Genomic DNA, 23,386 nt, shown 5'->3' with positions numbered 1-23,386 from the left:
TGCCGAAAGACCCTTGGCCCGGCCAACCCGAGGGGGCAGGCCAGGCCGCAGGCTCACATCGCCGCCAACTGCGCCAGCGCGGCCTGCAGGCGGGCGATGTCGTCCTCCAGCGCGGCCAGCTTGCCGGTGGTCTCCTCGATCACCTCGGCATCGGCATTCTCGACGAACTTGGGGTTCGACAGGCGCTTGGACAGACCGTCGGCATCCTTGCGCAGCTTGGCCTCCGCCTTCTGCAGGCGCGCCGTCTCGGCCGCCACGTCGATCACGTCGCCGATGGGCAGCGCGAAACTGGCCCCCTGCACCGACACGGCGATCATCCCCTTGCCGGCAACCCCGTCGGCGGCCGGGTTCACCCGCGCCAGCCGCTCGATCAGCGGACCGTTAGCGGCCAGCGCCGCGCGCGCTGCGGCATCCGCCTCGGTCACGACCAGGCCCAGCTTGGCCCCCGCCGGCACGCCCATCTGCGCGCGCGCCGACCGCACGCCCTCGATCAGCGCGATGACCCAGTTCATCTGCCGGTCGGCCTCTGCGTCGATCAGGCCCGCGTCCAGTTCCGGCCAGTCGCCATGGACCAGCATGCGGTCGCGGTCCCCGGTCAGCGCCCACAGCTCCTCGGTGACGAAGGGCATGATCGGGTGCAGCATGGCAAAGCACTGGTCCAGCACCCAGCCCATCGTGGCCCGCGTCTCCTCGGCATGCTCGCCGTCGAACAGCGGCTTGGCGAATTCCACGTACCAGTCGCAGACCTTGCCCCAGACGAAGGCGTAAAGCCCCGTCGCCGCATCGTTGAAGCGATAGGCGGCCAGCGCCTCGTCGACAGCCATCAGGATGCGCGCCGTCTCTCCGATGATCCAGCGGTTCACGGTATGGCTGGGCTGCGGACGCGCCCCCCCGCCCCGCACGCCGTTCATTTCCGCGAACCGGGTGGCGTTCCAGATCTTGGTGACGAAGTTGCGGTTCACCTCGACATGCTTCGGCCCCAGCTTGGGGTCGCGGCCCATCGCCGCCATGCTGGTCAGCGTGAAGCGCAGCGCATCCGCGCCATAGGCATCGACCAGCGTCAGCGGGTCGATGACGTTGCCCTTGGACTTGGACATCTTGGCGCCCTTCTCGTCGCGCACCAGCCCGTGGACATAGACGGTCCTGAACGGCACATCGCCCACGACCTCCAGCTGCATCATCATCATCCGGGCGACCCAGAAGAAGATGATGTCGAAGCCCGTGACCAGCACGTCGGTCGGGAAATACTTCTTCAACTCCTCCGTCGGTTCGGGCCAGCCGAGCGTCCCGATGGGCCAGAGGCCCGAGCTGAACCAGGTGTCCAGCACGTCACGATCCCAATAAATTGAGACGTCAGAAACTTTCTCGCCACCAGTATTTCGGCTGCCATATGTACTGAAGAGGTCAGTTCTCCACGTTTCATCGTCACGGGTTGGCTCTTCACCAGCAAAAATGACGCTAACGTCTTTGCCATAAAATGACGTGAGTTGCTTTAGAACTTCGTCACGGCTCGCCGCGCAGAACTGAATACGTTCGTCTGTCGCATAAATGTTGCCGTCTGCGAGGCTACAGTAGAGGCAGGGCCCATACCACACCGGGATCTGGTGGCCCCACCACAGCTGGCGGCTGATGGTCCAGGGCTCGATGTTCTCAAGCCAGTTGAAATAGACCTTCTTGTGCTGCTCGGGCAGGATCTCGGTTCGGCCCGTCCGCACGGCCTCCAGCGCGGGTTCGACGATGCGCTTGGTGTCGACGAACCACTGGTCGGTCAGCATCGGCTCGATCACGACGCCGGACCGGTCGCCAAAGGGCTGCATGATCGGCTTGGCGTCGATCACGGGACGGCGTTCCAGATGCTCGGCGCCGGTTTCGGGCTCGATCTCGCGGTGCAGATAGGTGACGGCCAGGCCCTCGGCGGTGATCGCATCGATCACGCGCTTGCGGGCGTCGAACCGGTCCAGGCCGCGCAGGTCGTCCGGCACCAGGTTCACGGCGGTGACGTCGCCCACATCCTCGCCCGCGGCGGCGCGGGAGGCGATGGCGGCGCTGTCGGCATAGGACAGCCCGTCGGCGCGCATCGCGCCCTTGCCGTCCATCAGCGCATAGAGCGGGATGCCGTTGCGCATCGCCACGCCATAGTCGTTGAAATCATGCGCGCCGGTGATCTTGACCGCGCCGGACCCGAAATCGGGGTCGGGGTATTCGTCGGTGATGATCGGGATCAGGCGGCGGTGTTCCTTGGGGCCGACCGGGATCTCGACCAGCTTGCCGACGATGGGGGCATAGCGCGCGTCCGACGGATGCACGGCAACCGCGCCGTCGCCCAGCATGGTCTCGGGGCGGGTCGTGGCGATGCTGATGTAATCGCGCGTCTCGCGCAGGGTCACGCGGCCGTCTTCGTCGCGTTCCACGTATTCATAGGTCTCGCCACCGGCCAGCGGGTACTTGAAGTGCCACATGTGGCCCGGAACCTCGCGGTTCTCGACCTCCAGGTCGCTGATCGCGGTCTCGAAATGCGGGTCCCAGTTCACCAGCCGCTTGCCGCGATAGATAATGCCCTTGTTGTAGAGATCCACGAAGACCCGGATCACCGCGTCATGGAAATTGCCCTCCTCGCCCGCGGGCGCGCCGGGGGCGCCGGACATGGTGAAGGCATTGCGCGACCAGTCCGCGCTGGCGCCAAGGCGCTTCAGCTGGTTGATGATCGTGTCGCCGGATTCACGCTTCCAATCCCAGATCTTGGCGGTGAAGGCCTCGCGCCCGATCTCGCGCCGGCCGGGTTCGCCCCGTTCGGCCATGCGGCGTTCGACGACCATCTGGGTGGCGATGCCCGCATGGTCCTGACCCGGCTGCCACAGCGTGTCAAAGCCCCGCATCCGATGCCAGCGGACCAGGATGTCCTGCAGCGTGTTGTTCAGCGCATGGCCGATATGCAGGCTGCCGGTGACGTTGGGGGGCGGGATCATCACGGTGAAGGTTTCCGACCGCCGGGCATTGGCCCCGGCGGCAAAGGCGTTCCGGCGTTCCCATTCGGCCGCGATCCGGGCCTCGGCATCCGCCGCGTCAAAGCTTTTGTCCATCGTCATCGCATCACCCCATCTGTTGCAGCGGGATTAGCGAATGCGGGGCCAAAGGCCAAGCCCGTCGGCACCGGGCATGTCATCCGGGGCGGTTCGCGGCCGGGCCCGTCAGCGCAGGTCCACGATGGGGGCAAAGCCGCCCCAGAACATGCGCGCCCCGTCAAAGGGCATGTCGGCCATGTCGGGGTGGTCCTCTATCATCATCGCGGCCCATGCGGCATCCGCGGTGGCGCGGTCGGGCCATTCGATCCAGGACAGCACAGGCACCTCGTCGCCGGTGGCCTCGGTCGCGCGATAGAAATCGGTGCGCTTGCCGTGGGGCACGTCCTCGCCCCAGCATTCGACCAGGCGCAGCGCGCCGTGACGCTTGAACGCCGGCCAGGCCCTGGTCGCGTGATCGGCATAGTCGTCGCGCTTGTCCGCGGGCACGGCCAGCACGAAGCCGGAATAATAGCTCATCGCATCCTCCCTTGCGTCGGTGGGCACAGTGTCCGCCCGCAGGGGATTCGAGGCAACAGGCGTCGCGCCTAGACGGCGCGATCCAGCTTGGTCGCCAGGTGGATCAGGCTTTCGGACGACCGCACGCCCTCGATCCCGCCGATGCGGTCCAGCGTCTCGTCCAGTTCGGTCGTCGAGGATGTGGCCAGCTGCAGCAGCAGGTCGACCCGGCCGCTGGTGGTGTGCACACGCTCGACCTGGGGCAGGGACTTGAGCCGCGACAGCACGCCGGGCTGGGCGCGGGGCTCGATGCCCAGCAGGACGGTGGCGCGGATGCGGGCGCCGCGCGCGGCCTCTCCCAGGCGCAGCGTGTATCCGGCGATGGCGCCGGTGCTCTCCAGCCGCTCCAGCCGGGCCTGCACGGTCGAGCGCGCGACGCGCAGGCGGCGGGCCAGCACCGCCACCGACATGCGCGCGTCGCCCGACAGCTGTGCCAGAATGTTGCGATCCAGATCGTCCAAAGCCGCGCCTGCCTGCCTGTTTCGTCAAAATGACATGAACTGCGTCATAATAACCGGGATGACATGCGATTCTAGCCTTTTCATCGGTGAAATCGGAACTCAAAAGCGCCATTCCGGGTTGCAGGACCGCAACCCATCATCCAGCCTCGTGCGAAAGGAACCGCAATGGGACAACAGAAGACCGTCTGGGAAAATCCGGCCGAGGTCATCCGACATCTGGCCCCGGAACATCCGGTCATGGTCTTCGCGCCGACAGTCTTGCAGGACCGTGCGCGGCAATTCATCGACGGCTTTCCGGGGCTGGTGACCTATGCGGTCAAGTCCAACCCCGACGAGGCCGTGATCCAGAACCTTGTCGCCGCCGGCATCCGCGGTTTCGACGTGGCCTCGCCCTTCGAGATCGACCTGATCGGCCGCATGGCGCCGCATGCCGCGCGCCATTACCACAATCCCGTCCGCGCCCGGTCCGAGATCGCGCATGGCGTGTCCCAGAACATCCGCGCCTGGTCCGTGGACAGCCGGTCCGAACTGGACAAGCTGTTCGATCAGGTGCCGACCCAGGTCGACGGCAAGGGGGTCGAGATATCGCCCCGCTTCAAGTTGCCGGTGCTGGGCGCGGCCTATGACTTCGGCTCCAAGTTCGGCGCATCGCCCGAACTGGCGGCCGAGCTGCTGGCAGAGGTCGCGCGCCGTGGATACGTCCCGTCGCTGACCTTCCATCCGGGCACGCAATGCACCGACCCGATCGCATGGGAAAGCTATATCCGCGTGTCCAAGGACATCTGCGACATGGCGGGCGTGCGCGCGGTGCGCCTGAACGTGGGCGGCGGTTTCCCCTCGCACCGCGTCGTGGGCGTCGAGCCCGACCTGACCTCGATCTTCCAGGAGATCTCCGACACCGTGACCGAAATGTTCGGCACCGACGCGCCCGACCTGGTCTGCGAACCGGGCCGCGGCATCGTGGCCGACGCCTATGCGCTGATCACCCGGGTCAAGGGCGTACGCGACGGCGGCCACGTATTCCTGAACGACGGCGTCTATGGCGGCCTGGCCGAGCTGCCGATCATCGGCAACATCGACCGCATCGAGGTCCTGACCCCCAAGGGCACCCCGCGCGAGGGCGAGGCCGGCGGCCGCGTCATCTTTGGCCCGACCTGCGATTCGGTCGACCGCCTGCCGGGTGAACTGGCGCTGCCCGACACGATCCAGGAAGGCGATTTTGTGATCTTCCACGGCGCGGGCGCCTATTCGACGGTCACGAACACGCGATTCAACGGTTTCGGCGCGATGACCAACGCGACCGTGATGCGGCTGTCGTAACGGTTTGCTCATGCCCCCATGCTAGGCTTGGGGGCATGAGCGTGACCAGACCACCCACCATCCATGTCGTGCTGATGGACGGCACCTTTGCGTCGCTGGCCGATGGCAGGCGCAGTTCCATCGGCCGCATCCACCGCCTGCTGACGGGCCAGCTGGGCGCCCTGCCGCCCGGACGCGTCCGCGTCCATTACGGCATGGGACAGCAATGGACCCGCTGGCGCACGCTGCCCGACCTGGTCATGGGCCGCATCCTGGAAACCCGCATCACCGATGCCTATGGCTGGCTGGCCAGCGGCTATCGCCCCGGCGACCGGATCTTCATGCTGGGTTATTCCCGCGGGGCCTTCGCGATCCGCAGCCTGGCGGGGATGATCAGCCGCGTGGGCCTGCTGCAGGCGCAGGCGGCGACCGAACGCCACATCCGGCTGGCCTGGCGCTATTACCACCAGGGGGGCACGCCGCAGGCGATGGCCGCGTTCCGGCGCAGGCGCTGTCACGCGCAGGCACCGATCCGCATGGTCGGCTGTTTCGACACCGTGATGGCCCTGGGCCTGCGCCTGCCGGTGCTGTGGATGCTGACAGAGCCGCGGTTCCGTTTTCACGACGCGCATCTGGGGCAGGGGATCGAGCACGGGTTCCAGGCCCTGGCCCTGGATGAGACCCGCGCCGCCTTTGCGCCGCTGCTGTGGGACGATGCCCATGCGGCGGGCCGGATCGAACAGATGTGGTTTCGCGGCGCGCATCCCGACATCGGCGGACAGCTGTCCGGGTTCGAGATGTCGCGGCCCCTGGCGAACATCCCGCTGGTCTGGATGCTGGACCGGGCCGAACAGGTCGGCCTGCCGTTGCCGCCCGGATGGCGGGGGCTGTTCCCGGGCGATCCCGCGGCGCCATCGATCGGGTCATGGCGCAACTGGGGCAAGGCGTTCCTGGCGCGCACGCCCCGCCTTGCCGGCCGCTACATGACCGAGGCGCTGCATCCGACGGTGCCAAGACCCGTTGCCGGCCCGGCCCGCCTGACCGGCCATTTGGCCGCGCACCGCCCGCCGCGTCGCAGATCGCCCGCCACCATCGCCGCACGCTGGCGCCGCCCGCCCGTCGATCCCGCCTAAGGGGTGGTCAGGCCACGGCCTCCAGCCCGGCCTTGGGGCGCACGCCCAGGGCGGCGCAGACGTCGCGGGTCAGTTCGGGACGGTTCAGCGTATAGAAATGCAGCTGGTCCACGCCGCCCGCGATCAGCTTTTCGCACAGGTCCACCGACAGGTCGGTCGCAAGCGCACGCTGTGCGTCGGGGCCGTCCAGGGCTGCAAGCTGGAACGCCTCCTCGGCCCAGTCCGGGACGGTGGTGTTGCAGGTCGCGGCGAACCGCTTGGTCCCGGCCCAGCTCTGGACCGGCAGCAGGCCGGGGATGATCGGCGCGTCGATGCCGGCCGCGACGCATTTGTCGCGAAAGCGGAAAAAGGTTTCGGGCTCGAAGAAGAACTGCGTGATGGCGCTGGTGGCCCCGGCCTCGATCTTGCGCTTCAGCCAGGTCACGTCGGCATCGCCATCGGCGCTGTCCGGGTGCGGTTCGGGATAGGCGCCGCAGCGGATGGTCATGTCGCCGCGCGCGGCGATCGCCTCGATCAGTTCGACCGAATTGGCGAAGCCGTCGTCATGCGGTGTGAAGCGGTCGGCCCCCTTTGGCGCATCGCCGCGCAGCGCCACGATCTGGGTGATCCCGGCATCGGCATAGGACTGTACGATCTCCATCGTCTCGGCGCGGGTGGCCTCGACGCAGGTCAGATGCGCCGCGACCTGCAACCCGAACTGGCGGTTGATCGTGGTCACGGCCTCATGGGTCAGCTTGCGGGTCGTGCCGCCGGCGCCATAGGTGACCGACACGAAATCGGGGGCCAGCGGGGCCAGCACCTTGGCGGTCTCCCACAGCTTGAACGAGGCTTCCAGCGTCTTGGGCGGGAAGAACTCAAAGCTGACGTTCGGCGTGGTCATGGCGAATCCCTTCGTGTTGGCGGCTCTTGTGCCATGAGGCGCGGCGTGAGACAAATTCATAATCTTCAACATCAACGTGAGGGCGTTTCATCATGCATCTGGAACTGCGCCATCTGCGCACCGTGCATGCGATCCACGAACAGGGCGGCCTGGCCCGCGCCGCCGAGGTGCTGAACATCACGCAGAGCGCGCTGTCCCACCAGGTCAAGGCGCTGGAGGAACAGTCAGGCGCCCAGCTGTTCGTGCGTCGCGCCAAGCCCATGCGCCTGTCCGCCGCGGGCATGCGCCTGCTGCGCCTGGCCGAACAGGTCCTGCCCCTGGTCGAGGCGACCGAGGCAGAGTTCAAGGGCGTCGAGGCCGGGCGCATCGGCCGGCTGCACATCGCGATGGAATGCCACGCCTGCTTTGACTGGCTGCTGCCGGTCCTGGACATCTTTCGCCGCGCCTGGCCCGACGTGGACGTGGACATCCGCCAGCGCCTAGCCTTTGGCGCGCTGCCCGCGCTGGTGCGCGAGGAGGTGGACCTGGTGATCTCCTCGGACCCCGAGGATCTGGCGGGCGTCACCTTTCAGCCGCTGTTCGATTATGCGCCGACCCTGGTCGTGCCGGCGGGCCATCCGCTGGCGGCCAAGGGCCATGCCGATCCCGCCGATCTGGCCGCCGAGACGCTGATCACCTATCCGATGGACCGCGCACGGCTGGACGTGTTCAGCCAGTTCCTGACGCCCGCGAACATCGAACCCGCGCGCCAGCGCACGGTCGAGCTGACCGCGGTGGCGCTGATGCTGGTGGCATCGGGGCGGGGCGTCGCGGTCATGCCGGACTGGGTCCTGCGGCGCGAGGCCGCGAACCCGGAACTGGTGCTGCTGCCGCTGGGGCCGCAGGGGATCCGCCGCCGTCTGTACGCGGCGGTGCGGTCGGACGACCTGTCGCAGCCCTACATGGCGCATGTGCTGCGCCTGTCGCGCACCGAACCCCTGCGGATGCTGCGCGGCCCGTCCAGCTAGGCCGGCGCGTGATGCTTGGCTTTCCGCCGCGTCTGCCCTATGACGCGGCCAACCCCAATTCCCGGAGCACCCGATGGCAAGCGCCAATCTGAACGTGATGATCAAGGCCGCCCGCAAGGCGGGTCGCGCCCTCGTCAAGGACTTCCGCGAGGTCGAGAACCTTCAGGTCAGCGTCAAGGGCGCCGGCGATTTCGTCACCCGCGCCGACCGCGAGGCCGAACGCCTGATCAAGGAAGAACTGATGACCGCCCGCCCCAGCTATGGCTGGCTGGGCGAGGAGACCGGCAAGACCGAGGGCGATGACCCCACCCGCCGCTGGATCGTGGACCCGCTGGACGGGACGACGAACTTCCTGCACGGCCTGCCGCACTGGGCCGTCTCCATCGCGCTGGAGCACAAGAAAGAGATCGTCGCCGCGGTCATCTTCGACGCCGCCAAGGACGAGATGTTCGTGGCCGAAAAGGGCACCGGCGCCTATATGAACGACCAGCGCCTGCGCGTGTCGGGCCGCACCAAGCTGTCCGAATCGGTGTTCTCGACCGGGATCCCGCATGCCGGGACCGGCCCGTTGCCCGCGATGATCCAGGATCTGGCCCAGCTGATGCCCGTCTGTGCGGGCGTGCGCGGTTTCGGGTCCGCGGCGCTGAACCTGGCCTATGTCGCCGGCGGCCGGTTCGACGGCTATTGGGAACGCGGCACGAAATCCTGGGACGTGGCCGCGGGCATCCTGATGGTGCGCGAGGCCGGCGGCTTCGTCCACGGCATCCGCGAGGGCGACGATCCGCTGGAATCGGGTCGTCTCATCGCGGCGAACCCCACCCTGCTGGACCCCTTCGCCAAGATCATCCGCGCCCGCGACTAGGCTGCAACAGGTCAGGGTTGCAGACCGTGCAACCCTGACCCTCGCTTGACCTTGCGGAATGGCGGGCGCAACAGGGGGCAACCCTGAAGGCGCCCCCTTATGTCCGACGACCGACCGACCCAGCCCTATGCCGCATCCGCCGCCGTCGCGGCGCCGCCCCCGGTTCCGCCGCAGGGGCAGGCCCCCGTCCGCGACCGCACCGGCCTTGCCATCGCCATGATGTGCGCGGTCAGCCTGATCTTCGCCTTCCAGGACGTGTTCTCTCGCATCCTGGGCGGGGGCTATCCGCCGGTGCTGATCGTGATGATCCGGTACTGGGTTTTTGCGCTGTTCGTGATCGCGCTGGTCGCACGCCAGCCGGGCGGGTTGAAACGCGCCATCCGCACGAAACGCCCCCTGACCCAGATCGCCCGCGGCGTGATCCTGGCGCTGGAGGTGCTGATCATGGTCGAGGCCTTCGTCCGCCTGGGCCTGATCGAGACCCATGCGGTCTTTTCCGTCTATCCGCTGCTGGTCGCGGCCCTGTCCGGGCCGGTCCTGGGCGAGGCGGTCGGCTGGCGGCGCTGGACTGCAATCGCGGTGGGCTTTGCCGGGATCATCGTGATCCTGAACCCCGGCGGCGGGGTCATCAGCATGGCGGCGCTGCTGCCCTTTGCGGCTGCGCTGATGTTCGCGCTGTACGGCCTGCTGACGCGGCACGTGTCGCGCGACGATCCGGCGATGGTCAGCTTTTTCTGGACCGGCGTGTCGGGGGCGGTGGCCATGACGCTGGTGGGCATCTGGGACTGGCAGTGGCTGGCACCGATGGACTGGGTCTGGATGGCCTGCCTGTGCGTCTGCGGCATGACCTCGCATTACCTGATGATACGCAGCTATGAGCTGGCCGAGGCGTCGGCCCTGCAGCCCTTCGGCTATACGCAGCTCGTCTGGGTCAGCATCCTGGGCGTGGTCCTGTTCAACGAGACCTTGCGCGCCAACGTCGTGATCGGGGCCGCGATCGTGGTCGCGGCCAGCCTGTTCACTCTGTGGCGACAGCGGATGCGGTCGCGCTGAGCCAGCCTTCGGGCAGGCGCGGACCGATGAAGGGCTTGGGCCGCGGCTTGGCCGACAGGGCCAGCGTCATGCGCGCCGGCGGGGGCGGCACCGCGCCGCCGCCCGACAGGTCCCACCGGGTGACGACCGGCGCGGGCGTGCCATGGATGCGCGCACGATAGATCGGCAGCGCCTCGGTCACGCGCATGACGTAATTGCGCGTCTCGTCGAAGGGGATCAGCTCGACCCAGTCCACGGGATCGGCATCGCGGCGCAGGTCGCCGAAATCGTTCAGCCAACGCGCGGACCGCCCCGGGCCGGCATTGTAGCCCGCCGCGATCAGCGCCACGGACGGGCCGAACCGGTCGGCCAGGTCGATCAGGTATTGCGACCCGATCCGCGCGTTGTAGCTGGCATCGCTGGACAGGCGCGCCAGATCATAGGGCATGCCGATCTGGCGCGTGACCTGTTCGGCGGTGCCGGGCATCACCTGCATCAGCCCCTGCGCGCCGACCGGGCTGGAGGCCGTGTGGTTGAATTCGGATTCCTGCCGCGCGATGGCCATGACCAGTTCCGCCGGCGGGCCCAGATCCTCGCGCTCCAGCCCGGTCAGGGGAAAATGCGCGACGGGCCAGATGACGCCCTGGTTCGCCGACTGCTTGGCCAGGCGCAGCCCGTGCCAGGGGGTCCCGGCCTCATACATCAGGCGCGACATGCGGGCGATGTCATCGGGGGCCGCGGTTTCCGCCAAATGCAGCAGAAAGCGCTGCGCGTCGTCGCGTCGGCCGCTGGCGACCAGCCACAGGCCTGCGCGAAAGACTGGATTCTCGCGCAGCGCGCTGCCGCGCCAGTCGGGCAGGGTGTCGATGGCCGCGTCGGCCACGGCGTAATCGGCGGGCAGGCTGCGGCCGACCTTCTCCATCGCCAGCTGACCGTAATAGGTGCCGGGCAGGTCGGCCGCGGCACCAAAGGCCGTGCGGGCGGCGGTATCGTCGCCCAGGGCCTCATGCGCGCGACCCTGCCAGTAGAAGGCGCGCGACTTGCTGATCGCGGCGCCGACGACGGTTTCCAGATGGTCGAAATGCGTCAGCGCGCGGGCTGCATCGCCGGTCTTCAGCGCGGCAAAGCCCGCCAGCCATTCGAGGTCGGCGTAATGGCGGTTGTCGGGCGTCAGGAAATGCGGCGTGGCCAGGCGCAGCGCGCGGTCCCAGTCGCCGTTCCGCATGGCCAGCCGCGTGTAATCCACCCGCATCGACGCCCATCGCGCGGGGTCGCGCAGCGCCTCCGCGCTGGTCGAGGATTCCAGCAGCAGGGTCTGGGCGCCCTCATGCTGCTTTGCGCCCACGCGCCAGTCGAAGCGGTCCATCGCCAGGCCCGGATCGGCGCGCAGGTCGGCGTGCAGCGCCAGGATCAGGTCGTCGACGCCGGCACGGCCCGCCTGCACGGCGATCCGGGCGCGGGGCAGGGGGCGGTCGGCCTCGGGCAGGCGGGCCAGCAGGCGTTCGGCCTGTGCCCATTCCCCCGCATCCAGCATCGCGGTGATGCGCACGGGGATCAGCGGCAGCAGTTCGGGAAAGGCGGCCAGCAGGGCGGCCTCGTCCTCGGCCGGCAGGGGTTGCGTGGTGAAGAAGGCCTGTCGGGTCCGGGCGGCATCGGCGTCGGGCAGGATCGCGGTCAGCGCGTTCAGGCCGGCCCGCGTGGTGGGGCTGCGGCCGTCGAACCACAGGCGGATGTCGTCGGGATCGGCGCCGGGACGCAGCCGCGCCTCTCCGCGCTGGATCAGCAGGTCGAGGCCGGGCCAGTCGGGATGGTTGCGCAGAAAGCCCGCGTAATCGGCGAAATCGCCGTGGCCTGCGCGCAGGGCGTGCCAGCCGACCAGCGCCTCGCCCAGGGGGCCTGCGGCGCGGGCGGCGTCACGGGCGGTCACCCAGTCCTGGACCTGGGTCGCGGCCAGGGCCAGCGCCATCGCGCCCGGATCCTCGGCCCGTGCGGGCAGGGCCAGGGACAGGGCCAGAAGGCCCGCCATCGTCATGTCACGCAGAAGTCGCATCACCACCCTGTGTCACCGTCAAACGCCCCGCGTGCAATTCACAACCTTGGCAAGTTCGCGGCCCTTGGTTAGGGATGGCCGCGCAATTGCCTGCTTTCACCAAGGATCATCATGGAGCGTGTCATGTTCAAAGGGTCGATGCCAGCCCTGGTCACGCCGTTCACCCCGGACGGCGAGCTGGATCTGGACACGCTGAAGAAGCTGGTCGAATGGCATGTCGAGCAGGGCAGCCACGCCATCGTGCCCGTGGGCACCACCGGCGAAAGTCCCACCCTGACCCATGACGAGCATCGCACCGTCATCGAGGAGGTGGTGCGTGCGGTGAACGGTCGCATCCCGGTCATCGCGGGCGCCGGGTCGAATTCCACGCGCGAGGGCATCGGCCTCTTGCAGCACGCGGCCAGCGTGGGCGCGGATGCGGGTCTGGTCGTCACGCCCTATTACAACAAGCCGACGCAAGCCGGGCTGATCGCGCATTACACCGCGCTGACCGAGGCCTGCGATCTGCCGATCATCATCTACAACATCCCCGGGCGGTCGGTCGTCGACATGATGCCCGAGACGATGGGCGTCCTGGCGAAGATTCCGTCGATCATCGGGGTCAAGGACGCGACCGGCAAGCTGGAGCGCGTGAGCTGCCAGCGCATGACCTGCGGGGCGGATTTCATCCAGCTGTCCGGAGAGGATGCGACAGCCCTGGGCTTCAACGCGCATGGCGGGGTGGGCTGCATCAGCGTGACCGCGAACGTCGCCCCGCGCCTGTGCGCGCAGTTCCAGGAGGCCACGCTGCGCGGCGATTACGCGGCGGCGTTGGAGATCCAGGACCGGCTGATGCCGCTGCATCTGGCGATCTTCGTCGAGCCGGGGCTGGTGGGCGCGAAATACGCGATGTCGCGCCTGGGCCTGTGCCACGAGCGGGTGCGCCTGCCGCTGACGCCGCTGACCGAACCGACGCGCCATCTGATCGACGCGGCGCTGGAGCATGCGGGCCTGATCTGAGTGCGTCCCGCCACGGCGGGGGGCCAGCCCCCCGCACCCCCCGGTGTTGCGCGGTGCCGGTGTCTTAGCTGAGACCCAGGCCGGCCCGCATCATCATCCGGCGCACGGGTGCGATTCCGTACAACCCGCCCAGAGCCGCGGCGCGCAGGTCGCGCAGCGGGCGCAGTTGCGCCTGGCTGGCACGGTTCAGGGCGTCGATGGCAAGGATGCGTGCATAGGCGTCCGGACGGCGCGTGCGGTTGTAGCGGGCAAGGCTGTCGGCGCTGCCCGGGTCGGCGCGGCTGAGCTCCAGCAGCGCCGAGAGGTCGGCCAGGCTCATGTTCAGGCCCTGCGCGCCGATGGGGGGCAGGACATGCGCGGCCTCGGCGATCAGCGCGGTGCGGGGGCCGGCGAAGCGGTCGGCGATCTGGCTGACGATCGGCCAGGCGGTCAGGGGGGTCGCCTGGCGCAGATGGCCCAGCACCCCGGCGGAACGGTCGTTCAGTGCGGCCTCAAACGCTGGGGCGGGAAGGGCCGTCAGCGCGTCGATGGCGGCGGCATCGTCCATCCAGACCACGGCCGAACCGGGCTGTCCGTCGCGGTCGGGCAGGGGGACCAGCGTGAAGGGCCCGCCGGAGCGGTGCACCTCGGTCGAGACGTTGTGGTGGGGCTGTTCATGCGTCACGGCAAAGGCCAGCGCCTTTTGCCCATAGCGCCAGGTGCGCACCCCGATGCCCAAGGCGCGACGGACCGCGGAATCGCGGCCATCCGCGCCGATCAGCAGGCGGGCGCGCAGGCGGCGGCCGTCGGTCAGGGTCACGACCGCACCTTCGGATCGAGGCAGGACCGTCGCCGTGCCGGTGCCGTGGATCACCCGGACCGAGGGCAGGGCGCGGATGCGGGCCATCAGCTCGCGCCGCATCAGCCAGTTGGGCAGGTTCCAGCCGAATGGCTGGTCGCCGATCTCGGCCGCGTCGAAGTCGCGGGTCAGGCGCGGCGTGGCGGTGGCGCCCCCGGCATCGACGATGCGCATGACCTGCAACGCGGTCGCATGGGGGGCGAGGCTCTCCCACAGCCCAATGCGTTCGAAAAGCGCGACCGAGGGCATCAGGAAGGCGGTCGAGCGCAGGTCGGCGCCCGCCGCGTCCTCCTCCGTCACCGGGGGGGCAGGATCGACGCAGAGGACCGAGAAGCCCTCGGCTCCGAAGGCGCAGGCGGCGATCAGTCCGGCCAGCCCGCCGCCCGAGATCAGGATGTCGATGTCGTCGATGCGCGTGTCGGTCATGGGATGCCCTTTCGGTGTGCGGCCAGACTGCCCCGCCGCGCGAGCGGGGGAAAGGGGCGGCGCTGTCGCAGTCAGACCAGCGCGCGCAGAAAGCCGGTCAAGTCATGGGTGCGGTGCTGGACATGCAGGCCGACCCCGCCGGTCAGCGCGTCGGGCCCGTGGCGGCCGTCGCCGACCAGCACGGTGCGCATGCCCAGGTCGTGCGGGACGATCAGGTTGCGCGGGTCATCCTCGAAGAACGCGGCCCACGTGGGGTCGATGCCGGACGCGGCCAGGATCGGCGCATAGGCGCGCGGGTCGGGCTTGGGGTGAAAGCCCGCCTCCTCAATGCCGTATACGGCGTCGAACAGGTCCTCGGGCAGTGCGCGGGCGGCCAGCACGCGGCGGGCATAACCCGCGTCGCCATTGGTGTGGATGATCCGCCGCCCCGGCAGGGCCGCGATGGCCGCGGCCAAGTCCGGGTCGGGGGTCAGCACTGAAAAGTCGATGTCGTGCACGTCGGCCAGATAGGCCGCGGGATCGACCTGATGTTCGGCCATCAGCCCGGCCAGCGTGGTGCCGTGCAGCCGCCAGTAATCCGCGCGCAGGCGGTTCGCGTGATCCTGCGGCACGTCCAGCGCGCGCATCATCCAGGCGGTCATCCGGACCTCGATCTGCGCGAAAAGCTGCGCCTCGGGCGGGTAGAGGGTGTTGTCCAGATCGAAGATCCAGGCGGTGACATGCGAAAAATCCATGGCAGAGGCATAGCTTGCGCGCTGGCCGCTTGCAATTCGGCGCGCGCGGGCCAATCGTTCGCGGATGAAAGACGCCTATTCCCTGATCCTGACCGCCATCGAGGGCGGAACATACCGCCCCGGCGACAGGCTGGTCGAATCCGAGCTGGCCGAGCGGTTCGGCGTCAGCCGCACCCCCGTGCGCGAGGCGCTGCAGCGGCTGGAGACCCAGGCCATGCTGGTGCGCGACGGGCGCAGCCTGATCGTCGCATCGCTGGACCACAACCAGCTGGCCGAGCTGTACACCGTGCGGGCGGAGCTGGAGGCGCTGGCCGCCCGCCTGGCCGCCCGCCACGCGACGCCCGAGGAGGTGCGCGTGCTGGCCCAGATGGTCGAGGAGGATCGCCGCACCAAGGGCGACCCCGAGGCGCTGGCGCGGGCCAACAAACGCTTCCACCGTCAGATCCACCTGGCGTCGCACAACCGCTATCTGGTGCAGCAGCTGGATCTGGTGCACCGGACCATGGCGCTGATGGCGCGGACGTCGCTGGCCGCCGAGGGGCGGGGCGAGACCGCGCTGGCCGAACATGCCCGCATCGTCGAGGCGATCGCGGCAGGGGACGGGGCGGCGGCGGACCGTGCGCTGCGCCAGCATATCTCGATGGCGTGGGAGACGCGGCTGAAGCTGGAGGCGCAGGCGGGTGGCTGAGCCGCGCCTGATCCTGACCCAGGCCGACATCGACGAAGGGGCCGCGCATCTGGCGGACGTCTGCCCGGTCTGGGCGCGGGTGCTGCCCCAGCTTGGGCCGCTGCCACTGCGCCGCCAGCCGGACGGGTTCGCGGCGATCGCGCAGGCCATCGTGGGCCAGCAGGTCTCGGTCGCGGCGGCGGCGGCGATCTGGGGGCGGCTGCAGGCCGCTGGGCTGGACCGGGAGGCGACCCTGCGCGAGGCCGATGACGACAGCCTGCGTGCCGCGGGCCTGTCGCGTCCCAAGGCGCGCTATCTGAGGGGGATCGCCGCGGCGGGGCTGGATTGGCAGGGCCTGCGCGATCTGCCCGATGATGAGGCCATGACCCGGCTGGTGGCGCTGCCGGGCATCGGGGTCTGGACGGCCGAGATCTATCTGAAATTCGCACTGGGCCGCCGGGATGTTTTTGCTGCGGGCGATCTGGCCCTGCAGGAGGCGGCGCGCGGCATGTACGGCTTGTCCGAACGCCCTGGCCCCGCAGCATTGCGTGCGCTGGCCGAGCCTTGGGCGCCGTGGCGCGCGGTTGCGGCGCGGGGGCTCTGGGCCTATTACCGCTGGGCCAAAGGACGCGAGGGAATATCATGACCGAACCGCTGCAATCCGCCCGCCGGGGCCCCGAGAAGGCCGGATCGGTCGTCGTCTTCCTGCACGGCTATGGCGCCGACGGGACAGACCTTCTGGGCCTGTCCGAGCCGCTGGCGCCGCATCTGCCCACGACGGCCTTCTATGCGCCCGACGCGCCCGAGCCGTCGCGCAACAATCCGATGGGGTTCCAGTGGTTTCCGATTCCCTGGCTGGACGGATCGTCCGAGGTCGATGCCCGCATCAGCATGGGCCAGTCGGTGACCGCGCTGAACGAATTCCTGGACACCGTGCTGGCCGCCGAAGAGCTGACCCCCGACCGGATGGTGCTGGTGGGCTTTTCCCAAGGCACGATGATGGCGCTGCACGTGGCCCCGCGCCGCGACGTGGCCGTGGCGGGGGTCGTCGGATTTTCGGGCCGCCTGCTGACCCCCGAGGTCCTGGCGGAGGAGGCGCGGGTCAAGCCGCCGGTCCTGCTGATCCATGGCGACCAGGACGAGGTGGTGCCCTTCGACGACATGTCCCTGGCCGGCCAGACCCTGCAGGAGGCGGGATTCACCGTCTATGGCCACGTGATGCAGGGGACCGGGCACGGCATCTCTCCGGACGGGTTGTCGGTCGCGCTGGCCTTTCTGAAGGAGCATCTGCCCGACTGATCGCGGGGTCGTCACGCTGCTGTCATCCTGGGCGTCTATGGGATGGTCCGTCGGGAATAGATGCGGGGGCTTGCCAGATCACCGCCGCCAGATATAGTCGACGCAACGGATCTGACGGGCGCCCCGGTCAACCCCACGGGGCAGACGGGAAGGCGCTATGCTGGACGACCATCTTCATTCCGATTTCCGAACGCAGTTCGTGCGCGAGCCGGCCAACCTGCGCCATTTCCCGGCGCTGGTCCTGAATGCCGATTACCGGCCGCTGTCCTATTACCCGCTGTCGCTGTGGCCGTGGCAGGAGGCGATCAAGGCGGTGTTCCTGGACAGGGTGACCATCATCGCCGAATACGACCACGAGGTGCGAAGCCAGCGACAGGCGTTCCGCATCCCCTCGGTGGTGGTGCTGAAGGATTTCGTCCGACCCCAGAAGCGCGTGGCATTCACGCGCTTCAATCTTTTTCTGCGGGACGAATTCTGCTGCCAGTATTGCGGGGCCAAGGGCGATCTGACCTTCGATCATGTCGTGCCGCGGTCGCGCGGCGGGATCACCAGCTGGGAGAACGTGGTCGCAGCCTGTTCGCCCTGCAACCTGAAGAAGGCCAACCGCAGCCTGCGCCATTCCGGCATGCAGCTGCGCAAGCCCGCGCGCCGACCGTCGGCGGACGAGATGCATGCGATCGGTCGGCGCTTTCCGCCGAACCATCTGCACGACAGCTGGATGGATTTCCTGTATTGGGACGCCGAACTGGATAGCTGAGCGATCAGCCGTCGTGATCGTGGCGGTCGCGGTTGTTCAGATGCACCAGCACCGCACCGCTGAGCGCCAGCAGCAGGAAGGCGATCGGGGGAACGCCCGCCGACAGACCCGCCCACAGCGTCACCGCGGCGGCCAGGATCGTCACGGCGATCAACGCGAGGAAATGGGTCAGCGGCATGGGACACTCCTTCTCCTGACATCCAATATGGGCCGCATGGGTCGGGTTGGGAAGGCCATGCAGAGAATGCGCGACGTTTTGACGGGGACGGGGCGGGATCGCGCCGAGATCCGACGTCTTGACCGGAAGAATCAGGCGTCCTAGATGGGGCGGCAGAGGACGACCTCCCCCTGACGGGCTGACACTTCCGGGACGGCCCGGATCATTCGGAGGGTTCAGCCATGCCATGGCTTCTTCTGTTCACGGCCGGTCTTCTGGAAATCGTCTGGGCGACGGCGATGAAATATTCGGCCGGCTTCACGCGCCCCATCCCTACCATCGTGATGGTCGTCGGCATGATCGCGTCGTTCTGGCTGCTGGCGACGGCGATGCGGTCGCTGCCCCTGGGGACGGCCTACATGGTTTGGACGGGCATCGGCGCGGTGGGCAGCTTTGTCGTGGGTGTGGTGTTTCTGGCAGAGCCCGTCACCGCGATGCGCATGGCGGCGGCGGGGATGATCGTCGCGGGCATCGTCACGATGAAGCTGGCCTCCTGACAGGCCCGAGGGCGGGGCGCGCTTGCGTCCCGCGACGGCCGGGGGCGCTGCGCCCCCCGGACCCCCCGCCGCGTCGCGCCCTGCCGACAGAAAACCGCGAAATTCCCGCGTCGGGGGTAATTTCCTTCCGCGCCGAGGGATGATAGACGCAATGCCAGCCAAAGGAGATCCGCCATGCCCGCCTATCGTTCCCGCACCACCACCCATGGCCGCAACATGGCCGGCGCACGGGGCCTGTGGCGCGCGACAGGCGTGAAGGACAGCGATTTCGGCAAGCCGATCATCGCCATCGTCAACAGCTTCACCCAGTTCGTGCCCGGCCATGTCCACCTGAAGGACCTGGGCCAGCTGGTCGCCCGCGAGGTCGAGGCGGCCGGCGGCATCGCCAAGGAATTCAACACCATCGCGGTCGATGACGGCATCGCCATGGGCCATGACGGCATGCTGTATTCGCTGCCCTCGCGCGAGGTCATTGCCGATTCGGTGGAATACATGGTCAATGCGCATTGCGCCGACGCGATGGTGTGCATCAGCAACTGCGACAAGATCACGCCGGGCATGCTGATGGCGTCGCTGCGCCTGAACATCCCCACCGTCTTCGTGTCGGGCGGGCCGATGGAGGCGGGCAAGGTCGTGCTGCAGGATGGTCGCGTCAAGGCGCTGGACCTGGTCGATGCCATGGTCGCGGCGGCCGATGATTCGGTCAGCGACGAGGATGTGCAGGCGATCGAACGGTCGGCCTGCCCGACCTGCGGGTCCTGTTCGGGCATGTTCACGGCCAATTCGATGAACTGCCTGACCGAGGCCCTGGGCCTGTCCCTGCCGGGCAACGGATCGACCCTGGCGACCCACGCCGACCGCAAACGGCTGTTCGTCGAGGCGGGCCACCTGATCGTCGACCTGGCCAAGCGCCATTACGAGGGCGACGACTTCAGCGTCCTGCCCCGCAACGTGGCCAGCTTTGCCGCCTTCGAGAATGCGATGACGCTGGACATCGCGATGGGCGGGTCGACCAACACCGTCCTGCACCTGCTGGCCGCGGCGCACGAGGCCGAGATCGATTTCACCATGTCCGACATCGACCGCCTGTCGCGCAAGGTGCCGGTGCTGTGCAAGGTCGCGCCCGCGAAATCGGACGTGCACATGGAGGACGTCCACCGCGCCGGCGGCATCATGGCCATCCTGGGCCAGCTGGACCGCGCCGGGCTGCTGGACACCTCGGTGGGCAGCGTCCATTCCGGCACGCTGGCGCAGGCGCTGGACCGGTGGGACGTGTCGCGCACGACCGCGGCGTCGGTGCACGATTTCTTCCGCGCGGCGCCGGGCGGGGTGCCGACGCAGACCGCGTTCTCTCAGGCGAACCGCTATGACGACGTGGACCTGGACCGCGAAAAGGGCGTGATCCGGTCGTCCGAGCACGCGTTCTCGCGCGATGGCGGGCTGGCGGTGCTGTACGGCAACCTAGCCGAGGACGGCTGCATCGTGAAGACCGCGGGGGTGGACGATTCGAACCTGACCTTCGAGGGGCCCGCGCATATCTTCGAAAGCCAGGACGACAGCGTCAGCGCCATCCTGACCGGCAAGGTCAAGGCCGGAGAGGTGGTGCTGATCCGCTATGAAGGACCGCGCGGCGGGCCGGGGATGCAGGAGATGCTGTATCCGACCAGCTATCTGAAATCCAAGGGCCTGGGCAAGGAATGCGCGCTGGTGACCGACGGGCGGTTCTCGGGCGGGTCTTCGGGGCTGTCGATCGGCCATGTCTCTCCCGAGGCGGCCGAGGGTGGCACGATCGGCCTGGTCGAGCAGGGCGACCTGATCCGCATCGACATCCCGAACCGCAAGATCGAGTTGGTGGTCGACGACGCGACCCTGGCCGCCCGCCGCGCCACCCGCGATGCGGAAGGCTGGAAGCCCGCCAAGCCGCGCAAGCGCAAGATCACCACGGCCCTGCGCGCCTATGCGGCGATGACCACCAGCGCGGCAAAGGGCGCCGTCCGGGTGATCCCGGAGTAAGTGGCGGGGCGCCGGTCACCTGGCGCCCTCCAATTCGCCGATCAGCGCCTCCATCTTGGCGATCTCGCGGCGCTGCGTCTCGATGATGCCATCGGCCAGCGCGCGGACACTGGGATCGGTGATCTTTACCCGGGTGCTGGTCAGGATGGCGATGGAGTGATGCGGGATCATCGCCTTCATCCAGGACACTTGGTCCACCGTCGCCTGACTGCGCACCATCGCGACGCCCAGGCCAAGGACGACGGCCGCCCCGGCCAGGAACGCGACAGTGGCGCGGCGGTTCGTGAACATCCCCCACATCGCGACCAGCATCACGATGGCCATCCCGCCCCCCATATACAGGGCCCATCCAGGCGCGGGTCTGACTGAACCGGACATGCGACAGATTCCAGGTGTTCAGATACATCATCGCGAACATCGCAACGGTCGAGGCGGCGATGGTCGCCAGGAAGCGGGCATGGGTCATGGCATGGCCTTTCACAAGAAGTGCCTGCCCCCAACAGGGGACCCACGCCGATGTTCCCTCAGCCCAAGGGACCGGGGCGGCGTTCCTCGGACAGCATCACGTTCGCCTCGACCTGGCCCACGCCGGGCAGGGTCATGATGCGTCGGCGCAGGATGCGTTCGAAATCGCTGATGTCGCGGGCGGTGATTCGCAGCCGGTAGTCGAACTGGCCCAGGACGTGCTGGACCAGCTGCACCTCGGGGATGGCGGTGACGGCGCGTTCGAAATCCTCAAGCCCGGTGCGGCCCTTGGCGGCCAGCTTGATCCCCAGGAACACGGTCACGCCAAAGCCGAGCGCGGCCGGGTCCAGCACCACGCGCCGGCCGGCGATCACGCCCTGATCCGTCAGCCGCCGGATGCGCCGCCATGCGGCAGGCTGGCCGATGCCGACCGCGCGCCCGATATCGGCGGCGCTGGTGGTCGCGTCGCGTGCCAGCGCCCGCAGGATGGCCAGATCGGTCGCGTCCAGGTCGGTCACAGGGCCAGATCCTCACTGTCTTTGATGGTCGCGACCAGCATCAGCGCGTCCAGTTCGGCGATATGCGGCAGGGTCAGGATGCGGTCGCGATAGACCTGCTGCCAATGCGCCATGTCGCGGGCGATGACCGAGGCGCGCCAGTCGACGCTACCCAGGAAGGACTGGATCTCGATCACCTCAGGGACCTGGCGCAGGGCGGCGACGAACTCGTCGAAGGCGCGCGGGTTGGTCTTGTCCAGCGTGAAGCGCAGGCTGACCTCGACCGCCCAGCCCATCGCGCGCCAGTCGATGCGGGCCTGCACGCCGCGCAGGACGCCGGCCTCGCGCATACGCTCCATCCGTCGCCACAGGCTGGCCGCGGTGACGCCGGCGCGTTCTGCCAGCGTCGCATTGGCGGCGGCGGGATCGGCCAGAAGCTGGCGCAGAATGCGGCGATCGGTGGGGTCGGGCATGAAAGTCATGGTAATGGCATTATCATGGCATGATCTTTTCGCAAGGTGCCTGAATCACTGATCGAATGCGGAGGTTCGATCCCGGTCCACGGGCTAGAACGGTGTCAGCAAATCGAAAGGACTTCCCCATGCGCGTTTACTATGACCGCGATTGCGACGTGAACCTGATCAAGGACGCCAAGGTCGCGATCCTGGGCTATGGCAGCCAGGGCCATGCCCACGCCCTGAACCTGCGTGACAGCGGTGCCAAGAACGTCGTGGTGGCCCTGCGCGAGGGCAGCCCGTCTGCCAAGAAGGCCGAGGGCGAGGGCCTGAAGGTCATGGGCATCGCCGAGGCCGCCGCCTGGTGCGACGTCATCATGTTCACCATGCCCGACGAACTGCAGGCCGAGACCTACAAGAAGTACGTCCATGACAACCTGCGCGAAGGCGCGGCGATCGCCTTTGCCCACGGCCTGAACGTGCATTTCGGCCTGATCGAGCCCAAGCCCGGCGTCGATGTCATCATGATGGCGCCCAAGGGCCCCGGCCACACGGTGCGCGGCGAATACACCAAGGGCGGCGGCGTGCCCTGCCTGGTCGCGGTGCATCAGAACGCGTCGGGCAAGGCAATGGATATCGGCCTGTCCTACTGCTCGGCCATCGGCGGCGGCCGGTCGGGCATCATCGAGACCAACTTCCGCGAGGAATGCGAGACGGACCTGTTCGGCGAACAGGCGGTCCTGTGCGGCGGCCTGGTCGAACTGATCCGCATGGGCTTCGAGACGCTGGTCGAGGGCGGCTACGAGCCCGAAATGGCCTATTTCGAGTGCCTGCACGAGGTCAAGCTGATCGTCGACCTGATCTATGAGGGCGGCATCGCGAACATGAACTACTCGATCTCGAACACGGCCGAATACGGCGAATATGTGTCCGGCCCGCGCATCCTGCCCTATGACGAGACGAAAGCCCGCATGAAGGCCGTCCTGCGCGACATCCAGACCGGCAAGTTCGTGCGCGATTTCATGCAGGAGAACGCCGTCGGCCAGCCGTCGTTCAAGGCGACGCGCCGCATCAACGACGAGCACCAGATCGAACAGGTCGGTGCCAAGCTGCGCGAGATGATGCCCTGGATCTCCAAGGGCAAGATGGTCGACCGCGCGCGCAACTGATCTGGCGAAGCCGGGGGTTTCACACCCCCGGGCCCCCGTGGGGTATTTGGG

Annotated in this window: 24 protein-coding genes; 13 read left to right on the top strand and 11 right to left on the bottom strand. The window is 68.2% G+C overall.

The genetic code is table 11. From position 1 onward, the window contains the following. Positions 1-53: 53 nt before the first annotated feature. From FHD67_RS09225 to FHD67_RS09215, 3 genes are all read right to left on the bottom strand, one after another. On the bottom strand, positions 54-3,086 hold the full coding sequence (locus FHD67_RS09225; protein ID WP_139598524.1) for a valine--tRNA ligase: 3,033 nt from the start codon (positions 3,084-3,086) through the stop codon (positions 54-56). A gap of 102 nt (positions 3,087-3,188) precedes the next feature. Further along, positions 3,189-3,539 (bottom strand): DUF1428 domain-containing protein, encoded by a 351-nt coding sequence (locus FHD67_RS09220; protein ID WP_139598523.1) that lies wholly within the window; start codon positions 3,537-3,539, stop codon positions 3,189-3,191. A gap of 68 nt (positions 3,540-3,607) precedes the next feature. Further along, positions 3,608-4,039, bottom strand: a complete 432-nt coding sequence (locus FHD67_RS09215) for an Lrp/AsnC family transcriptional regulator (RefSeq protein ID WP_045981087.1) — start codon at positions 4,037-4,039, stop codon at positions 3,608-3,610. A 165-nt stretch (positions 4,040-4,204) separates the two neighbouring features. On the opposite strand from FHD67_RS09215, the gene FHD67_RS09210 reads away from it, so the two are divergent. Both FHD67_RS09210 and FHD67_RS09205 read left to right on the top strand, forming a co-directional pair. After that, positions 4,205-5,359: a type III PLP-dependent enzyme gene (locus FHD67_RS09210; RefSeq protein ID WP_139598522.1), complete on the top strand. Its 1,155-nt coding sequence runs from the start codon at positions 4,205-4,207 to the stop codon at positions 5,357-5,359. Between the two features lie 35 nt (positions 5,360-5,394). After that, a complete protein-coding gene (locus tag FHD67_RS09205) occupies positions 5,395-6,471 on the top strand; it encodes a DUF2235 domain-containing protein (protein ID WP_139598521.1) in 1,077 nt (358 codons plus the stop codon). 7 nt (positions 6,472-6,478) lie between these two features. Here the strand turns inward: FHD67_RS09205 and metF are convergent, their stop codons facing one another. Beyond that, a complete protein-coding gene (metF, locus tag FHD67_RS09200; RefSeq protein WP_045981089.1) occupies positions 6,479-7,351 on the bottom strand; it encodes a methylenetetrahydrofolate reductase [NAD(P)H] in 873 nt (290 codons plus the stop codon). Between the two features lie 92 nt (positions 7,352-7,443). Here metF and FHD67_RS09195 point away from each other — a divergent pair, with 92 nt between their 5' ends. From FHD67_RS09195 to FHD67_RS09185, 3 genes are all read left to right on the top strand, one after another. Further along, positions 7,444-8,358, top strand: coding sequence for a LysR family transcriptional regulator (locus tag FHD67_RS09195; protein WP_045981090.1), 915 nt, complete (start codon positions 7,444-7,446; stop codon positions 8,356-8,358). 73 nt (positions 8,359-8,431) lie between these two features. Then, positions 8,432-9,220, top strand: a complete 789-nt coding sequence (locus tag FHD67_RS09190) for an inositol monophosphatase family protein (RefSeq protein WP_045981091.1) — start codon at positions 8,432-8,434, stop codon at positions 9,218-9,220. A 99-nt stretch (positions 9,221-9,319) separates the two neighbouring features. Next, complete coding sequence (locus FHD67_RS09185) at positions 9,320-10,273, top strand: DMT family transporter (RefSeq protein ID WP_084693760.1); 954 nt, start codon at positions 9,320-9,322, stop codon at positions 10,271-10,273. On the opposite strand, the gene FHD67_RS09180 is transcribed toward FHD67_RS09185, so the two are convergent. Further along, a complete protein-coding gene (locus tag FHD67_RS09180) occupies positions 10,239-12,302 on the bottom strand; it encodes a lytic transglycosylase domain-containing protein (protein ID WP_139598520.1) in 2,064 nt (687 codons plus the stop codon). The two genes, FHD67_RS09185 and FHD67_RS09180, sit on opposite strands and share 35 nt — an antisense overlap. A 123-nt stretch (positions 12,303-12,425) precedes the next feature. Here FHD67_RS09180 and dapA point away from each other — a divergent pair, with 123 nt between their 5' ends. Next, positions 12,426-13,301 (top strand): 4-hydroxy-tetrahydrodipicolinate synthase, encoded by an 876-nt coding sequence (gene dapA / locus FHD67_RS09175; RefSeq protein ID WP_046000330.1) that lies wholly within the window; start codon positions 12,426-12,428, stop codon positions 13,299-13,301. Between the two features lie 64 nt (positions 13,302-13,365). On the opposite strand, the gene FHD67_RS09170 is transcribed toward dapA, so the two are convergent. Together FHD67_RS09170 and FHD67_RS09165 are read right to left on the bottom strand one after the other, a co-directional pair. Further along, positions 13,366-14,565 carry a UbiH/UbiF family hydroxylase gene (locus FHD67_RS09170; RefSeq protein ID WP_139598519.1) on the bottom strand — a complete coding sequence of 400 codons (1,200 nt, stop codon included), beginning with the start codon at positions 14,563-14,565 and terminating at the stop codon, positions 13,366-13,368. Positions 14,566-14,636: 71 nt separating this feature from the next. Further along, positions 14,637-15,299, bottom strand: a complete 663-nt coding sequence (locus FHD67_RS09165; RefSeq protein ID WP_139598518.1) for a pyrimidine 5'-nucleotidase — start codon at positions 15,297-15,299, stop codon at positions 14,637-14,639. A gap of 64 nt (positions 15,300-15,363) precedes the next feature. Between FHD67_RS09165 and FHD67_RS09160 the strand changes: the two genes are divergently transcribed. From FHD67_RS09160 to FHD67_RS09145, 4 genes are all read left to right on the top strand, one after another. Beyond that, positions 15,364-15,987: a GntR family transcriptional regulator gene (locus FHD67_RS09160; RefSeq protein WP_045981094.1), complete on the top strand. Its 624-nt coding sequence runs from the start codon at positions 15,364-15,366 to the stop codon at positions 15,985-15,987. Continuing rightward, positions 15,980-16,612 carry a DNA-3-methyladenine glycosylase family protein gene (locus FHD67_RS09155; protein ID WP_139598517.1) on the top strand — a complete coding sequence of 211 codons (633 nt, stop codon included), beginning with the start codon at positions 15,980-15,982 and terminating at the stop codon, positions 16,610-16,612. Before FHD67_RS09160 ends, FHD67_RS09155 begins: the two co-directional genes overlap by 8 nt. After that, positions 16,609-17,265, top strand: a complete 657-nt coding sequence (locus FHD67_RS09150; RefSeq protein ID WP_045981096.1) for an alpha/beta hydrolase — start codon at positions 16,609-16,611, stop codon at positions 17,263-17,265. Before FHD67_RS09155 ends, FHD67_RS09150 begins: the two co-directional genes overlap by 4 nt. 157 nt (positions 17,266-17,422) lie before the next feature. Continuing rightward, entirely contained in the window at positions 17,423-18,022 is a 600-nt protein-coding gene (locus tag FHD67_RS09145; RefSeq protein ID WP_045981097.1) for an HNH endonuclease, read from the top strand. A 4-nt stretch (positions 18,023-18,026) separates the two neighbouring features. Here the strand turns inward: FHD67_RS09145 and FHD67_RS20400 are convergent, their stop codons facing one another. Next, positions 18,027-18,200 (bottom strand): TMEM199/VMA12 family protein, encoded by a 174-nt coding sequence (locus FHD67_RS20400; protein ID WP_164871395.1) that lies wholly within the window; start codon positions 18,198-18,200, stop codon positions 18,027-18,029. Between the two features lie 221 nt (positions 18,201-18,421). Between FHD67_RS20400 and FHD67_RS09140 the strand changes: the two genes are divergently transcribed. Together FHD67_RS09140 and ilvD are read left to right on the top strand one after the other, a co-directional pair. Then, a complete protein-coding gene (locus FHD67_RS09140) occupies positions 18,422-18,736 on the top strand; it encodes a DMT family transporter (RefSeq protein WP_045981098.1) in 315 nt (104 codons plus the stop codon). A gap of 174 nt (positions 18,737-18,910) precedes the next feature. Next, positions 18,911-20,749 carry a dihydroxy-acid dehydratase gene (ilvD, locus tag FHD67_RS09135; protein ID WP_139598516.1) on the top strand — a complete coding sequence of 613 codons (1,839 nt, stop codon included), beginning with the start codon at positions 18,911-18,913 and terminating at the stop codon, positions 20,747-20,749. Positions 20,750-20,764: 15 nt separating this feature from the next. Here ilvD and FHD67_RS09130 read toward each other — a convergent pair whose 3' ends face one another. The 3 genes from FHD67_RS09130 to FHD67_RS09120 all read right to left on the bottom strand — a co-directional run bounded on the left by FHD67_RS09130 (position 20,765) and on the right by FHD67_RS09120 (position 22,184). Next, the gene (locus tag FHD67_RS09130; RefSeq protein ID WP_246071272.1) at positions 20,765-21,073 is read right to left on the bottom strand and encodes a DUF305 domain-containing protein; all 309 of its coding nucleotides are present in this window, start codon (positions 21,071-21,073) and stop codon (positions 20,765-20,767) included. A gap of 200 nt (positions 21,074-21,273) precedes the next feature. Beyond that, entirely contained in the window at positions 21,274-21,732 is a 459-nt protein-coding gene (locus FHD67_RS09125) for an Lrp/AsnC family transcriptional regulator (protein WP_045981100.1), read from the bottom strand. Beyond that, entirely contained in the window at positions 21,729-22,184 is a 456-nt protein-coding gene (locus tag FHD67_RS09120) for an Lrp/AsnC family transcriptional regulator (RefSeq protein WP_045981117.1), read from the bottom strand. The genes FHD67_RS09125 and FHD67_RS09120 overlap by 4 nt, the downstream gene beginning before the upstream one ends. A gap of 128 nt (positions 22,185-22,312) precedes the next feature. On the opposite strand from FHD67_RS09120, the gene ilvC reads away from it, so the two are divergent. Next, entirely contained in the window at positions 22,313-23,335 is a 1,023-nt protein-coding gene (ilvC, locus tag FHD67_RS09115; RefSeq protein WP_139598515.1) for a ketol-acid reductoisomerase, read from the top strand. The last annotated feature ends 51 nt before the right edge of the window (positions 23,336-23,386 follow it).

The organism is Paracoccus haeundaensis, from assembly GCF_006239215.1.
GTDB classification, from domain to species: domain Bacteria; phylum Pseudomonadota; class Alphaproteobacteria; order Rhodobacterales; family Rhodobacteraceae; genus Paracoccus; species Paracoccus marcusii.
This window is presented reverse-complemented; position numbering and strand designations above follow the sequence as displayed.